At 28.3% G+C, this 14168-nt stretch carries 16 protein-coding genes; 8 read left to right on the top strand and 8 right to left on the bottom strand.

Annotated elements, in window-relative coordinates:
• Positions 1 to 2 precede the first annotated feature (2 nt).
• Positions 3 to 152 (bottom strand): highly acidic protein, encoded by a 150-nt coding sequence (locus CQA75_RS06085; RefSeq protein WP_246023769.1) that lies wholly within the window; start codon positions 150 to 152, stop codon positions 3 to 5.
• 92 nt (positions 153 to 244) lie between these two features.
• On the opposite strand from CQA75_RS06085, the gene moaC reads away from it, so the two are divergent.
• Genes moaC through CQA75_RS06070 form a run of 3 tightly spaced genes read left to right on the top strand, consistent with a single transcriptional unit; the run spans position 245 to position 2101 of the window.
• Positions 245 to 718 (top strand): cyclic pyranopterin monophosphate synthase MoaC, encoded by a 474-nt coding sequence (gene moaC / locus CQA75_RS06080; RefSeq protein ID WP_137624133.1) that lies wholly within the window; start codon positions 245 to 247, stop codon positions 716 to 718.
• Entirely contained in the window at positions 696 to 959 is a 264-nt protein-coding gene (locus CQA75_RS06075) for an HP0495 family protein (RefSeq protein WP_137624132.1), read from the top strand. Before moaC ends, CQA75_RS06075 begins: the two co-directional genes overlap by 23 nt.
• Before the next feature lie 8 nt (positions 960 to 967).
• The gene (locus CQA75_RS06070) at positions 968 to 2101 is read left to right on the top strand and encodes a hypothetical protein (RefSeq protein WP_137624131.1); all 1134 of its coding nucleotides are present in this window, start codon (positions 968 to 970) and stop codon (positions 2099 to 2101) included.
• 19 nt (positions 2102 to 2120) lie between these two features.
• Here CQA75_RS06070 and CQA75_RS06065 read toward each other — a convergent pair whose 3' ends face one another.
• Complete coding sequence (locus CQA75_RS06065; RefSeq protein WP_137624130.1) at positions 2121 to 2879, bottom strand: exodeoxyribonuclease III; 759 nt, start codon at positions 2877 to 2879, stop codon at positions 2121 to 2123.
• A gap of 112 nt (positions 2880 to 2991) precedes the next feature.
• On the opposite strand from CQA75_RS06065, the gene CQA75_RS06060 reads away from it, so the two are divergent.
• The 4 genes from CQA75_RS06060 to pyrC all read left to right on the top strand — a co-directional run bounded on the left by CQA75_RS06060 (position 2992) and on the right by pyrC (position 6178).
• Positions 2992 to 4527 carry a phosphoethanolamine transferase gene (locus CQA75_RS06060; RefSeq protein WP_137624129.1) on the top strand — a complete coding sequence of 512 codons (1536 nt, stop codon included), beginning with the start codon at positions 2992 to 2994 and terminating at the stop codon, positions 4525 to 4527.
• Positions 4524 to 4877, top strand: a complete 354-nt coding sequence (locus CQA75_RS06055) for a diacylglycerol kinase (RefSeq protein ID WP_137624128.1) — start codon at positions 4524 to 4526, stop codon at positions 4875 to 4877. Before CQA75_RS06060 ends, CQA75_RS06055 begins: the two co-directional genes overlap by 4 nt.
• Entirely contained in the window at positions 4874 to 5113 is a 240-nt protein-coding gene (locus tag CQA75_RS06050; RefSeq protein WP_137624127.1) for a replication/maintenance protein RepL, read from the top strand. Before CQA75_RS06055 ends, CQA75_RS06050 begins: the two co-directional genes overlap by 4 nt.
• Positions 5114 to 5179: 66 nt before the next feature.
• Entirely contained in the window at positions 5180 to 6178 is a 999-nt protein-coding gene (gene pyrC / locus CQA75_RS06045) for a dihydroorotase (protein ID WP_137624126.1), read from the top strand.
• A gap of 20 nt (positions 6179 to 6198) precedes the next feature.
• Here pyrC and CQA75_RS06040 read toward each other — a convergent pair whose 3' ends face one another.
• The 3 genes from CQA75_RS06040 to CQA75_RS06030 all read right to left on the bottom strand — a co-directional run bounded on the left by CQA75_RS06040 (position 6199) and on the right by CQA75_RS06030 (position 9447).
• Positions 6199 to 6576 (bottom strand): TM2 domain-containing protein, encoded by a 378-nt coding sequence (locus CQA75_RS06040; RefSeq protein WP_137622809.1) that lies wholly within the window; start codon positions 6574 to 6576, stop codon positions 6199 to 6201.
• A gap of 98 nt (positions 6577 to 6674) precedes the next feature.
• Positions 6675 to 7379, bottom strand: a complete 705-nt coding sequence (locus tag CQA75_RS06035) for a class I SAM-dependent methyltransferase (protein WP_137624125.1) — start codon at positions 7377 to 7379, stop codon at positions 6675 to 6677.
• An 88-nt stretch (positions 7380 to 7467) separates the two neighbouring features.
• Positions 7468 to 9447 carry a methyl-accepting chemotaxis protein gene (locus tag CQA75_RS06030; RefSeq protein WP_137624124.1) on the bottom strand — a complete coding sequence of 660 codons (1980 nt, stop codon included), beginning with the start codon at positions 9445 to 9447 and terminating at the stop codon, positions 7468 to 7470.
• A gap of 673 nt (positions 9448 to 10120) precedes the next feature.
• Here CQA75_RS06030 and CQA75_RS09165 point away from each other — a divergent pair.
• A complete protein-coding gene (locus CQA75_RS09165; RefSeq protein WP_171000088.1) occupies positions 10121 to 10297 on the top strand; it encodes a hypothetical protein in 177 nt (58 codons plus the stop codon).
• A 108-nt stretch (positions 10298 to 10405) separates the two neighbouring features.
• On the opposite strand, the gene CQA75_RS06020 is transcribed toward CQA75_RS09165, so the two are convergent.
• The 3 genes from CQA75_RS06020 to CQA75_RS06010 all read right to left on the bottom strand — a co-directional run bounded on the left by CQA75_RS06020 (position 10406) and on the right by CQA75_RS06010 (position 14132).
• A complete protein-coding gene (locus CQA75_RS06020) occupies positions 10406 to 11887 on the bottom strand; it encodes a DUF2779 domain-containing protein (RefSeq protein WP_137624123.1) in 1482 nt (493 codons plus the stop codon).
• A 130-nt stretch (positions 11888 to 12017) separates the two neighbouring features.
• Entirely contained in the window at positions 12018 to 13067 is a 1050-nt protein-coding gene (locus CQA75_RS06015) for an ankyrin repeat domain-containing protein (RefSeq protein ID WP_137624122.1), read from the bottom strand.
• 12 nt (positions 13068 to 13079) lie between these two features.
• Positions 13080 to 14132, bottom strand: a complete 1053-nt coding sequence (locus tag CQA75_RS06010) for an ankyrin repeat domain-containing protein (RefSeq protein WP_137624121.1) — start codon at positions 14130 to 14132, stop codon at positions 13080 to 13082.
• Positions 14133 to 14168 lie beyond the last annotated feature (36 nt).

Here is a 14168-nt window from a genome sequence, read left to right as displayed (position 1 = left end):
TTTTAATCCATTTCATAAAATTCATCGTCATCTGATTCATCATCATAAACATAATCATCATCATCGTAATTATAAGATCGATGATTAGTGGGTGCATATTCTCCATCTTCTTCATAAGCATCATAATCTAAATTTTCTTCTTCGTTTTCCATGATTTTCTCCTAAAATTAAAATTATAAAATTATTTTAACTTAAATTTGTTTGCTTTTGATATAATTTTTTGAATTTTTTAAAAGGTTTATTTATGAATTTAACTCATTTAGATGATAAAAATCGTCCAAAAATGGTAGATGTAAGCTCAAAAAATATTACTCAAAGACTTGCTAAAGCAAGTGGGATAATAAATATGTCTCAAGAAGCCTTTGAAAGCATTAAAAATAATACAGCTAAAAAAGGGCCCGTTTTACAAACCGCAATCATCGCAGCTATTATGGGAGCGAAAAAAACAAGTGAATTAATTCCTATGTGTCATCCTTTAATGCTTTCTAAAATTGAAACAGATGTGATTGAATTTGAAAAAGAATTTGCTTTTAAGCTCATCGTTACGGTTAAATGTGAGGGTAAAACTGGAGTTGAAATGGAAGCTTTAACGGCAGTAAGCATAGGACTTTTAACCATTTATGATATGGTAAAGGCTATTGATAAAACTATGAAAATAGGCGAAATTGTTCTTGAAAATAAAGAAGGAGGCAAAAGTGGTCAATTTATGCGATCTTAACAAAGAACCTATTATTAACTATCCAACATTTTGGGATTATAAGGTTATTTTTGATACCCATGTGCATGCGGGTGAAGTTTTTGAAAAATTGCTAGGTCAAAGAGAATTTAAATACAAGCATTCTAATGCAAGTTCTAGCGGAAAGTATCAAAGCTTTTTATTAAGCGTCTATGTTGATAGCAAACAAGATCGTCTTGACATTTTTGAGAAGCTTAAGTCTGAAGCAAAATTTGTTATTTAAGGAAATTTATGAAAAATACTTTAATCATTTTTGAAAATTCTCTATCAAATCTTAGCAAAAAAGAAGCCAAAGATTTGCTAGAAGAACTAAGTTTTAACCTTGCTTACAAGCAAATCACGCATAATGCTCATTATACTCAAAAAATCCTCAATTCTCTTTTGGTTGAATTTTTAAATATTTTAAAAAAGCTTGATTTATTTGATGATGAAAATGTTACAAAAATCATTAAAGCTTTAGTAAAAGCTAGTATTCAAGACGCTCAAAATACTCTTTATGATTATATGAATGAGATTGAAATTTTAAACAAGCAAATTGAAAATCAAAAAAATTCCATAAAAAATCAAATCAGCAATCATTTTTTTGAATTTGAAAATATCTTACAAGAACATCTTGACAATCAAATTTGTAGCAGCTTAAATGATGCGATCTTATTTGATATAGAAATGCTTGGGATCTTAAAAGAAACAGCTGAAAGTGCTTTTTTAACCACCTTAGAAAAAGCTGAAGATATAGAGCTTACAAGCAAAGAAATTGCTAAAAATCTTGTTTATAATGCCATTTGTGAAGCGCATTTTGAGAAAGAACGTATCTTAAAAATTTCAAGCATTATTTTAAATACAGCTTTTGAAATTGCTAATGAATCGATGGCTTATGCTAAAGATCTTTGTTTAGGTGCGATCAAAGGCACACGAGATGGAATTTCTTTGGCTATGGAAAAATTTAAATCCTCGCTAAACTACGCAGCCTTTGAAGAGGATATTAATTTAAAAAGTAAAGAATTAATCGGCATAGAGGATGATTTTATCGCACTTTTAAAAAAAGAGGTTAAAAAACAAAACAATCCTGCTAAAGAAATAGTTGAAAATTTACTCGAATACGAACTTGATAATCTTTTTGCCAAATTCAAACGCCTTGCAAGTGAAAGTAGAGAGCAGTTGATCTTAGTTTTAAATGATATCAAGAAAAATCCAACAATTAATGATTTTAATAGACTAACCCAAAGCAAACTTTATCGCTTAAAGCAAGAAATTTATGAATTAGAAAATATTGCCAATGAAAAATATAAAGATATAAATTCCAAAAAAGCAAAAAAATTAGGCATCAGACTTTGGGAAAAAGCCAAAAATTTAATCAAAAAATAATATCCTAATTTTTAGGATATTAAATATCTATTTCTATACCAACTGGAGCATGATCTGATCCGAAAATATCATCCCTTATAAAAGCATTTTTCAATTTGCTTTTTAAATTATTAGAAATGAAAAAATAATCAATCCTCCAGCCAACATTTCTTTCCCTTGCTTTCATTCTATAACTCCACCACGAATACTTTTCCTTAATATCTCCATTGATTTCTCTAAAAGTATCCAAAAAACCAAGCTTTAACAAATCATCAATCCAAGCTCTTTCTATAGGCAAAAAACCTGAAGTATTTGCGTTTGCCTTAGGGTGTGTTAGATCAATCTCGCGGTGAGCCGTATTGACATCGCCACAAATGATAACTTCCTTACCTTCATTTAAAAGTTTTTTAAGATAGACTAAAAAATCCGCATAAAATTTCATTTTAAAATTTAAACGCTCTTCATCTTTTTGTCCATTTGGAAAATAAATATTAAAAAGCACTACATTTTTAAATCTATGCTCTAAAACTCTACCTTCATCATCATCAAAAAATTCACATTTTTTTACTTCACAATCAAAATTGCAAAGACTCATAACACCAGAATATCCCGCCCTTTTAGCGGAATTAGAATACATATGTTTAAAAGGAAATTCATAAATTCTTTTAGGAAATTTATCTTCATGGGCTTTAATCTCTTGAAAACCTATAAAATCAATATTTTCTTTTTCTATCCAATCAAGTGCATTTTTATCACAAATTGCTCTTAAGCCATTGACATTCCATGACAATAGTTTCATTTTCTTCCTTAAATAAAGTAATAATTTCAAAATCATAGCACAAAAATTAATTTTTTACAGGTGATTAAACAAACTTTTATACAATAAACAATCTATACATAAGGCAAATTTAATGTTTAAACTCACTTGGCTTCAATTCACACTTTTAAATTCTTTGTTGATTGTAGCACTTAATTTTAATTTATTTCATTTTGTTTATGAAAAAAGCTCTCAAAATTTTTTCATCACTCTAAGCTTTATTTTAATATATTTTGGTTTTGTGCATACTATTTTTTCTTTGATTTTTATCAAATATTTGAGTAAATTTTTTTCAATCTTTTTTATTTTAGCATCTTTTTTAAGTGTTTATTTTATCAGTTTTTATGGAATTCTTATCGATTCAAATATGATTCAAAATGCCATGCAAACCGATGTTAAAGAAGTAGAAGATCTGATCAATTTCAAGCTAATAATCACTCTAATTTTGGCTTTAATTTTTATCATTTATATTATAAAAGTCAAAATTGATTACAAATCAATGAAATCTCACCTTAAAACTAAATTTATCAATATTTTTTTAGGCTTGTTTTTTGTTTTTGCGATTTTCCTTCCACTTAGCAAAACCTTTATTCCTTTTGCTAGAAATTACAATGAAATAAGAATGTATAACACTCCTTTTTATCAAATTTATGCCCTATATCGTTATTATGCTCTCTTTGTTCAAACCAAACCTCAATTTAAAGCTATAGAAAATGACGCTTATAAGGATGATAATCACACTAAAAAAATTTTAGTTTTAGTGGTGGGGGAAACAGCAAGGGCGGCAAATTACTCGCTTGATGGCTACACAAAAAATGATACGAATTTTTATACCAAAAAAGACAATGTTGTGTTTTTCACTCAAGTATCTTCTTGCGGAACAGCAACCGCTGTTAGCTTACCTTGCATGTTTTCAGTTTCAAAGCGAATTCAATTTTCAAATAAGGAATATCAAGAAAATGTTATCGATATACTCAATAAAAGCGGTGTCGATGTTAGCTGGATAGATAATAATTCAGGAGGTTGTAAAGGGGTTTGCGATCGATTAAAACAAAAAATTCAACTCTCAAGCACTTATGATGAAGATTTGCTGGATCCATTAAAAAACAAATTAAACAAATTAAGCACTCAAAATATTATTGTTTTACATTTGCAAGGCTCTCATGGCCCAGCTTATTACAAACGCTATCCTAAGGAATTTAAAAAATTTAATCCCACTTGTGATACAAATGATCTATCAAAATGCAGTGAAGATGCTTTGGTAAATACTTATGATAACACCTTGCTTTACACAGATTATATTTTAAGCCGTATTATCTCTCTTTTAAAAGAAAAAAAAGGTTTTCAAAGTTCTTTATTGTATCTTTCTGATCATGGAGAAAGTTTAGGCAAAGATGGAATTTATTTGCACGGTATGCCTTATGCTTTTGCACCAAGCACACAAACTCATATTCCTATGATTTTTTGGAGTAACGATAATAAACTTATGAATTTGGCTAAAAAACATAAAAATTTAAAGCTTTCTCAAGATAATCTTTTTAGCACACTTTTAGGTTATTTTGATATAAAAACTTGTGTTTATGAATCGAATTATGATTTATTTAATCCTAAACTTAAGGAAAATCCATGAAACCAAAATACCACATTTTCAATAATGCCAAATACGCCCTAGAAGGGATCATGGCTTTATTTAAAAATGAGATGGCTTTTCGCATTGAAATTTGCATCATTATCCCTGCTATTTTAATCAGCTTTTTTTTAAAGGTGAGTTTGATAGAACATCTCATTTTAATAGCGGTTTTAATTTTAATCTTAATTGCAGAATCTTTTAACTCAGCCATCGAAGCTTGCGTAGATCTCATAACCGATAAATGGCATCAAAAAGCAAAAATCGCCAAAGATTGCGCAAGCGCTGGAGTCTTTTTTAGTGTGATTTTGGCACTTTTTGCTTGGATTTTTATCTTAGTAGGTTTAATATGAATTTTGAAAAATTAATGCGTGGTATTTTTGGAAAAAAACGCTATGAACTTTTAAAATTTTTATGCGAAAATGCCGATGAAAATGGCTTTATCATGATAAAAATTAGCGAAATTCAAAGCAAGCTCGATCTTAGCAAACCTACCATCATTGCCACTTTTAAATTTTTGGAAGAAAAAAAGCTTTTTAGGCGTCTTAAAAATGGTTTATACCAAATTTATATCAAAGAAGAAATATAATTTAATTTATCTTTTTTGTATATTTTGATAAATTTAAGCAATTATTTTTTATAAAAAGGAGAGACAATGACGCTAAAAAATCCTTTAGATATGCATTTACATTTACGTGATGAAAAAATGCTTGATTTAGTAGCTCCATTTAGCGCAAAAGATTTTAAAGCTGGCGTTATCATGCCAAATTTAATCACTCCAATCACAGATATAAATTCTTTAAAAGCCTATAAACAAAGGATTATGAAAGCTTGTAAAAATGAAGATTTTACCCCTTTGATGACTTTATTTTTTAAAGAATATGATGAAAAATTTTTAGAAAATGCAAAAGATGAAATTTTTGCCATCAAGCTTTATCCTGCTGGCATTACTACAAATTCAGACAATGGAATTTCAAGCTTTGATATACAAAATTTAAAACCCACTCTAAATGCGATGAGTGAGTTAAATATACCTTTGCTAATCCATGGCGAAACCAATGATTTTGTTATGGACAGAGAAGCAAATTTTGCAAAAATTTATGAAAAATTAGCTCAAAATTTTCCAAATTTAAAAATAGTCATGGAGCATATTACCACTAAAGTTTTATGCGATTTACTCAAAGATTATGAAAATTTATACGCCACTATAACTTTACATCATTTAATGATCACTTTAGATGATGTTGTGGGTGGAAAAATGGATCCGCATTTATTTTGCAAACCAATCGCTAAGCGTTATGAAGATAAAGACGCGCTTTGCGAACTTGCTTTTAGCGGATATGAAAAAGCTATGTTTGGAAGCGATAGTGCGCCACACCCACTACATACTAAAGAATGTTGCGGTTGCGCGGCTGGAGTTTTTAGCGCACCTGTTATTTTACCTGTTTTGGCTGAACTTTTTGAAAAAAACTCAAATGAAAAAAATTTACAAAAATTTATTTCAGATAATGCTTGTAAAATTTATGATTTTAAATTTGAAAAAGACAAAATCATAAATTTAGAAAAACAAGAATGGCAAGTACCGCAAAAATATGGCGATGTAGTGCCTTTCATGGCAGAAAAAAGCTTAAAATTTAAAACAAAACTAATTTAGAATTAGTTTTGTTAATAACATTAATCCAATGTTTTTAAAATTTTATCAAAATTATCTTTTTTGATTCCTTTCCATACTAAAAAGTAATCTGCTATACACCATACCCATAGCACAATTAGAAAAAGGCTGCCTATAACAAAAAAACTTCCTATAACACCTAAAATAAAAACAGCAAGTTTAGCAATACCCAAATTTTTATCACCTTTATAAAAACGATCTACACCAAAGTAACCAAAAAATAGTCCCAAAACTAAACCTAAAATATGATTTTTTAAAGGTAAGGTAGCGAGAGAATTGATTTTCTCTTCAGAAGCATTTTTAAGCTTATCTTGCAAAAGTGGCAAACCTTCAGATGGAATTTTATCTGAAATCGCCATTAAAATAGAATTAGATTCCATGTATTCTCCTAAATAATAATTATAAAAAGTGAAATTATAACGAAATATTTAAGATTTTCAATATTATTTAAAATTAAATTTATAAATGATTTTTATGATCATAAAACTAAAAGTTTAATTTTAGAAACTATTGTTTCCTTAATATCTGATTTGATAAATTTTGTTATTTTTTCTCTATTTGTCTTAATATTATTCATACTTAAATGCCATAAGGCATTTTCTATAGCCTCATCTTTACTTCTATATACTACTCTTTCTTCATCAAATACAAATTTATAAAAATTTATATTTTTTTCTAGCAAAAAACTTTCTAAATCTTTTTTATAACAACCTTTAAATTCGGTATTAAAATGTTTAAATATAGGATCTAAAAAATCACTTTTTCTATAATCAGCCCAACCAAGATATATCCTTTGCGAAGCCAAATTTAAAAAAGCTTTAAAGTCATTTTCATTTTGCAAAGCCGGAGACATACTCAAAAACGCTATATCAAATTTTTCTTGATTTTCTTTATAAAAGCTTTCAAAATCTAAATGGAGTGTTTTAACGTTGTTAGTATTATTTTTTAAGGCATCTTCTTGCAAAATTTCAAGCATGGCCTTAGAGTTATCCACACCTAAAACGCTTTTTGCTTTTTGTGCTAAATGTAAAGTCCAAACACCTGTGCCACAACCTATATCAACGATATTTTTATTTATAAAATCAATATTTAATTCGTTTATTTTTTCAAAAGTTTGCTTTTGAATATCGTTTAATTTTCCATATCTTACATAATTTTTAGCTTTCTTATCCCACAAATCCATATATTTTCCTTAATAAAAATATATAAAATGATAACATAAGATCAATAACTAGCTTTCTTAAGCTAGTTATTGAGTGATTAAAGATCTCTTAAAATCTTTTCTTCTTAACATCTTCTAATATATTATTAGCTATATCACTAACTGTATTAGAAATGATAGCTGATTCATTAGCAATTTCTACATTGTCTTTAGTAGTTTGATCAATTTGAGCTACACTCTCATTGATTTGAGTAATACCTGCAGTTTGTTCTTTAATAGATTCTGCCATATCATTGATAGATTGAACAAGTAAATTTGTATTTGCTTCTATTTCAGATAATGATTTTTGAGTTCTTTCAGCTAGTTTTCTAACTTCATCAGCAACAACAGCAAATCCTCTTCCATGTTCTCCTGCACGTGCAGCTTCTATAGCAGCATTTAATGCTAAGAGGTTGATTTGATCTGCAATATCTCCAATAATACCTGTAACGTTTTTAATTTCTTCAGATTGAGTGATAACATCACTAGTTTTAACTGAAACATTTTGCATAGAAGAAGTGATTTCTTCTAAAGCAGCAGCAGTTTCTTCTAAAGAAGCTGCTTGAGAATTAGAAGAACTAGTTAGGTTTTGAACAGCATTTTGTAATTTAGAACTTTCACTTGCTAAGTGATTAGCAAATTCAGAACTTTGTTTTAACATTTTAATGATTTCTTCACCTAAAGCATTAGTAGTTACTTCAACACTACCACTAGCATTTTCTAATTTATTTCTAAAGTCTAAGCTCTTATATTCTTCAAAGATTTTATGAATAGCATTCATATCAGAACCTACTTTAGTTTGTAAAACATCTAAGAGTTTATTTAAAACGTTTTTAAGTTCTACAAGTTGAGGATTTCTTGGATTTGCAGTAATTCTTGCAGTTAAATCTCCTCTTTCTACTGTTTGAACTGTAGAGACTGATTCTTTTACAGCTTGGTTATCTTGTTCTAAACCTTGTTTAGTAACAAGGATGTTTTCATTGATAGCTTTTGAGATTTGACCAAACTCATCATTAGTATTTATATTAATCGTAGAGACATTCTTTGTTTTATGATTGATGAAATCAAAGAATGAGTTAAGACCAGTTTGGATGGTGGTGAGTGGGGAGAGACCTCTTGAGATTAGAATTCTAATGAGGATGAGGGCGATAATGGTAGAAATAATACCTAGACAAATCTGTTTTAAAAGAGTTATTTTAGCCGGTTCTGTATAAGCTTCATCTTGAGATATCGTACAAATTCTAAATTTTGGATTGATAGTTGCGCTACATAATACATCATATTTTTTCCCTTTATCATCATAAACTTGAAATAAGGCATTTGGATTTTTTGGATTAAGATAATACTGCGGATTAGAATTAATTACATTAGTAATATTAATACTTAATGAATTTTTTGTTAAAATTCTATCTGGAAATTCATGAAAATAGATATCTCCATCTGGACCATAAACTGCAGCATAAGAACTTGCAGATTTTCCATAGACTAAAACATCCTTTGAAAATTGCTCTAAACTATAATCACTACCAACGGCTCCTACAAAATTTCCATCTTTATAAATAGGCATTGCGTAGGTTAAAACTGCTTTACCATTAATATCTGATCTAGATGGGCCGCGTACGATCGCTTTAGTTGCGTCTTTAGCCTCTTTATACCATGCTATATTTTTAAGATTAAAGGCTTCAGAATCTAATATTTTTCTATCAGAGGTAAAAACTTTTCTTGAATTTTCAAAACCTAAGAAGACAAATTCAAAACCAAAAGCTTCTTTGAAAGATTCTAACAAACTAAAGATTTCCTCATCGTTGCCTTTATCTAATACTTTTTCAATTTCTTTAGCCAAAACCTCCATGGCAACTCGTCTGCTTTTTCCGTAATTATCAAATGCCATTGCAACATCTTCTACGGTTTTTAACTGAGTATCTTCAAGTAATTCAAAAGTGTTATTTTTAGAATCAAAATAACTTATAGTGCTCGCAACAGCCAATACAATAACTATCAAAACACCTACACATAAAGTTAATTTTAATGATACACTACTTTTTTTCATCAATCCCTTCCTTTCACGGAAAACTTAATTTTTAAACTTCTCAAATTATTCTCCTTTTGTAATCAAAATAAAAATTGCAATTATATAGTAATAATTATTACATTTAATAATAAAAATTTGTAATGATAAAAATAAAAAATATTTTTTATATTGAGAATTTATGTATTTGCAGGAAATAAATTTAAAGAATTTAATTATTATTAAATAAATATTGTTAAAAAAATGTATTTTACATTATAAATTTTTTAAAATAAACGATGATATTATGAATTCATTTTTTAAATATTGAATAATTTTTTTTGATATTGCCCTATAATTTATTTTTATATTGTTTAATCAACCATGCAATAACTGCTAGCAAAAACAAAATACCTGTAAAATTTAAAAATCCATATCTATATATTTATAAAAAATACTATCAACACAAAAGCAAGAAGTAACACCCGAAAAACTCCTATTAGGATAAAACTAACAAAACCCACGATTAAAAATAAAATTACCGATAACATAAATCCTCCTTTAATAAGTATTTTAATAAAAAAATATGAAAGGTTGTGTCAAAAAAATAAAAAATAAAAATTTCATGACATAACCTGTCGCAAGAGTATTTTATACTTTCCTTGTAATTTTAGTTCAAGGAGAAAAAATGCTACCTTTTATTTTAAGATAGGCTATGTTGGAATTAAACTTAAAATGGTATAAGCAAACAGAAGAAGAAAATATTTACTGGAGTGATGATTATAAAGATATTATTTCTGAAATGTCGCACAATGTTAATGAAATTGCCATGAAAATAGATACTTTAGAAAATAAAATTGATAAAATCTTTAATAAACAAATGAAATTTTAAATTTGGTCAAACAGTGGATCCCTTATATAAAAATCATCTCTCCTATAAAATTAAAAACTAAACTTGAAAATATTTTAAAGGCATATTTAAAAAAATAAATTTAAAATCTTATTTTACAACCTCTTCTAAATGCTGTAAAATTTTTACCATCGCTAAAGTATCAAGTTTGCAATACTCAAGCAAAGCCTTTCGGTATTGATTTTGAGTTAATTCATCCATGTTTTTCATCGATTCAAAGCTCTGCATCGCTTCGCCTCCATTGTGGATTAAAGACAAATTTTTATAAGCTTGTTCCATTTGTGGAATTAAAGCGGGTAAAACCATTTTTATAGAATAACTCCCTTGCATTTTATAATGATAATAATCTTTATTTTGAAAAGGTATCATCAAGTCTTTAATATTGCTTTCTATATTTAATAAATGCTCCCTAAATTCAGGATATAAATCCGCTAATTTTCTTATAACTCCTTTTTCAAAACTTGCATTATAAGCAAGAACGCATACATCTTTTGGTATATAAGCGATCAAATTTTTAACCAACTGCTCTCTAGGATCGACTCCGCATTGAGATAAAAATTCCCTATGCTCTAATTTATCCTTATTATCAATATGTAAAGAAAATTGAAAAGGAATTTGCTCATATGGCCTAACTCCTTTAAATTCTGGGATAGCTTGAGAAAAAGTTTCAAAGTCCAAATGATACACGGGATAACTTAGCGTCGCTAAAAAAGCTTTGATTTTATCTTTATTTATGATGATTTCTTGATTTAAACAAGCTTTGATTTGAATTTGTTGCTGCACATTAAAAATAGATAAATCTTTAATATCTGAAAAATTAATAATATTTTGTCTGTAAAGGTTAAATTTCTTATCTTGATTTAATCTTGCGATATTAAAAATATTTTCATGATGACACAAATTTCTTTGTTTATCCCAACAATAAGTATAGGCATCGCATTCATAAGGATAAAAACATTGTTTTCCTATATCGATATTAGGTTCCTCTTCCAAGGCTAGTACTTGTTCAAAATCGATCAAATTTTGTTCCACTTGTCTTTGTTTAGATGCAACCTGCTGCGTAATATCACCCACGATAAACAACTCATCCAAATTAAGCTTATCTTCTCTAATATAATTTTTATTGATATAAATTAAATTAACCCGATTAACGCTATAGCCTAAATTTGATAAAACATAATATTGCAAAGCACAATCATCCAAATAAACATCTTTTAAAGAAGTGGAGCTTTTTACCTCATTGATAATCAATCCTGATTTTGTATTTTGCAAGATATCTACCATGACTACAATGCCTTTATAAGAAAAAGTGGCCTCGTATATTATTTCTTGATTTTGCTCAATCAAATCCTTAGTAAGCTGGCATTTTTCCTCAAAGGTACTGCTTTGAAATTCTATTTTCACACCCTTTGAAAATAAACCATAAGCCAACTCGCCTACTTTATCCCCTGTGCTAAATTTAGTCAAAACATTGTCATCTGGCGTATCCAAAACTTCACTTTTGTAGGTTTTAAGCCATAAAGATTTCACGCATTGTAAGGCTCTTATATATCTCGACTTTGATAAAAACATTTTTGATTCTTAAACTCTTTCTTGTATTAACTACCTCTATGCTATTAAATTCTTACTTTTAAATTATTAGATTTTATTGCTACGATTATTTTTTACTGTTTTCCTCCTAAGATTTTTTATATTAGAGTCATTACTCCTTGATAACTTCTATTTTTCTATGAAACACTAAAGGAGTTTTTTCTAGGATGGCAAGATAATTTTCCTTAAGTTGTTTTTCGCGTTCTTTTTTTATTTTATCTTGTATTTCTCCTTTTTTTCGCATTTCATCTTTAAATTCTCTCAGTTTTTCTTCACTGCCTAAAAGCTCTAAAGAACTTTTAGCTCCTGCTTTAAGAAGGTATTTTTTTATGGTTTCACTTTTATTGCCTATAAGATCAAGAGCTGAATCTCCAAAACCATCAAAAACATTTACATTAGCTCCTGCTTCAATGAGCTTTTTAACTGTGTTAGAATAACACTTCCTTACTGCCAATATCAAAGCACTCTCTCCATAATAAATTGCCCCTTTATCATATTCTATGATTTCATTGATATCTTTTATTTTACCACTATCAATTAAGGCATTAGCAAATTTTTGCTCCTCTGAAAGAAGAAAATTGTGCAATAAATTTTCACCTCTTGAATTTTTAAGATTAGGATCTGCTCCTAGTTCTAGTAAAAAATGCAAAAGTTCTAATTTATTAGCTCTTTCTATTTTAGTGGCAGAACCTAGAGGGCGAGTTTTAAAGATTATGGGTTCATACCGCCCTTTCTCGCCTTGATAAAAGTAAGCATTGATATTAGCTCCCTTATCCACTAAAAGCTTAATAATTTTTTTTGTATGCTCTAAATTCGATACATCTTTACCCCAAGCAATTGCATTACATGCAAGTAAAAAATTCAACCATGTTTGATCTTTTATGAATTGTAAAATAAATTCAAAAAATTCATAATCATAACAAGCAAAGTGAAATAATGGATCCAATATTGTCTTTCTATCCCATAAATCTAACTTAAGAATATCCTCGCCCTTAGGATCTTTTGTGATACAAATCACATTTATACCTTCTTTGTTGATAAAATCTTGCCATTCCTTATAATATTTATCTTTAATACTATGCTTAATTTCTGTATCAAAAAACCATTGAAGCATAGGATTTGCTTGAAATTCTTCATAAGAGATGATTTTTTCTTTAGTCATTTGTTTTCCTTTTTATTCCTCTGTAACTTCTATTTTACAAAAAATCAAAGGAGTTTTTTCTAAGATAGCAAGATAGTTTTCCTTAAGTTGCTTTTTGCGTTCTTTTCTTATTTTATCTTGCATTTCTCTTTTTTTTCGCATTTCATTCATAAGCTCTATATGTTTTTCTTCACTGCCTAAAAGCTCTAAAGAACTTTTAGCTCCTGCTTTAAGAAGGTATTTTTTTATGGTTTCACTTTTATTGCCTATATTATCAAGAGCTGAATCTCCAAAATGATCAAAAACATTCACATTAGCTCCTGCTTCAATGAGTTTTTTAACCGTGCTAGAATAACACCCCTCTACAGCCAATATTAAAGCATTTTCTCCATAACAAATTGATCCTTTGTCATATTCTATGATTTCATTGATATCTTTCATTTTACCACTATCAATTAAGGCATTAGCAAATTTTTGCTCTTCATACATAAGAAGTTTGTGTAGTAAATTTTCACCCTCTGAATTTTTAAGATTAGGATCTGCTCCTAGTTCTAGTAAAAAATGCAAAAGTTCTAATTTATTAGCCCTTTCTATTTTAGTGGCATCAAGAAGACCACTGGTTTTAAAGATCAAAGGTTTGTATTGTCCATCCATATCATAAAAATAAGCATTGATATTAGCTCCCTTATCTACTAAAAGCTTAATAACTTTTTTTGTTTTTTCTAAAACTATATGATGATCTTCATCTTCTATCGTAAAACTAATAAGAGTCAATAAAAAATTCAACCATTTTTGATCTTTTATGAATTGTAAAATAAATTCATGAAATTCATGATCATATAATTCGTGACCACCAAATAAGTGAGAAGCCATACTAGGTCTTTGGTATGGATATAAGTCATAAACATCTTTACCTTTTGGATTTTCTATAATATACATTGTATTTAAATCTGTTTTTTTAACATATTCTTGCCATTCCTTATAATATTTATCTTTAATACTATGCTTGATTTCTGTATCAAAAAACCATTGAAGCATAGGATTTGCTTGAACTTCTTCATAAGAGATGATTTTTTCTTTAGTCATTTGTTTTCCTTTTTTTATTTAAAAACTTTATAAATA

The organism is Campylobacter taeniopygiae (genome assembly GCF_005406225.1).
In the GTDB taxonomy this organism is placed as follows: domain Bacteria; phylum Campylobacterota; class Campylobacteria; order Campylobacterales; family Campylobacteraceae; genus Campylobacter_D; species Campylobacter_D taeniopygiae.
The sequence above is the reverse complement of the archived record's forward strand: the minus strand, read 5'-3'. Positions and strand labels throughout refer to the sequence as shown.

Excerpts from the sequence above, each read along its gene's own strand:
- CQA75_RS06085 (WP_246023769.1), bottom strand. The coding sequence starts at position 152 with ATGGAAAACGAAGAAGAAAATTTAGATTATGATGCTTATGAAGAAGAT.
- moaC (WP_137624133.1), top strand. The coding sequence starts at position 245 with ATGAATTTAACTCATTTAGATGATAAAAATCGTCCAAAAATGGTAGAT.
- CQA75_RS06070 (WP_137624131.1), top strand. The coding sequence starts at position 968 with ATGAAAAATACTTTAATCATTTTTGAAAATTCTCTATCAAATCTTAGC.
- CQA75_RS06065 (WP_137624130.1), bottom strand. The coding sequence starts at position 2,879 with ATGAAACTATTGTCATGGAATGTCAATGGCTTAAGAGCAATTTGTGAT.
- CQA75_RS06060 (WP_137624129.1), top strand. The coding sequence starts at position 2,992 with ATGTTTAAACTCACTTGGCTTCAATTCACACTTTTAAATTCTTTGTTG.
- CQA75_RS06055 (WP_137624128.1), top strand. The coding sequence starts at position 4,524 with ATGAAACCAAAATACCACATTTTCAATAATGCCAAATACGCCCTAGAA.
- CQA75_RS06050 (WP_137624127.1), top strand. The coding sequence starts at position 4,874 with ATGAATTTTGAAAAATTAATGCGTGGTATTTTTGGAAAAAAACGCTAT.
- pyrC (WP_137624126.1), top strand. The coding sequence starts at position 5,180 with ATGACGCTAAAAAATCCTTTAGATATGCATTTACATTTACGTGATGAA.
- CQA75_RS06040 (WP_137622809.1), bottom strand. The coding sequence starts at position 6,576 with ATGGAATCTAATTCTATTTTAATGGCGATTTCAGATAAAATTCCATCT.
- CQA75_RS06035 (WP_137624125.1), bottom strand. The coding sequence starts at position 7,379 with ATGGATTTGTGGGATAAGAAAGCTAAAAATTATGTAAGATATGGAAAA.
- CQA75_RS06030 (WP_137624124.1), bottom strand. The coding sequence starts at position 9,447 with ATGAAAAAAAGTAGTGTATCATTAAAATTAACTTTATGTGTAGGTGTT.
- CQA75_RS09165 (WP_171000088.1), top strand. The coding sequence starts at position 10,121 with ATGTTGGAATTAAACTTAAAATGGTATAAGCAAACAGAAGAAGAAAAT.
- CQA75_RS06020 (WP_137624123.1), bottom strand. The coding sequence starts at position 11,887 with ATGTTTTTATCAAAGTCGAGATATATAAGAGCCTTACAATGCGTGAAA.
- CQA75_RS06015 (WP_137624122.1), bottom strand. The coding sequence starts at position 13,067 with ATGACTAAAGAAAAAATCATCTCTTATGAAGAATTTCAAGCAAATCCT.
- CQA75_RS06010 (WP_137624121.1), bottom strand. The coding sequence starts at position 14,132 with ATGACTAAAGAAAAAATCATCTCTTATGAAGAAGTTCAAGCAAATCCT.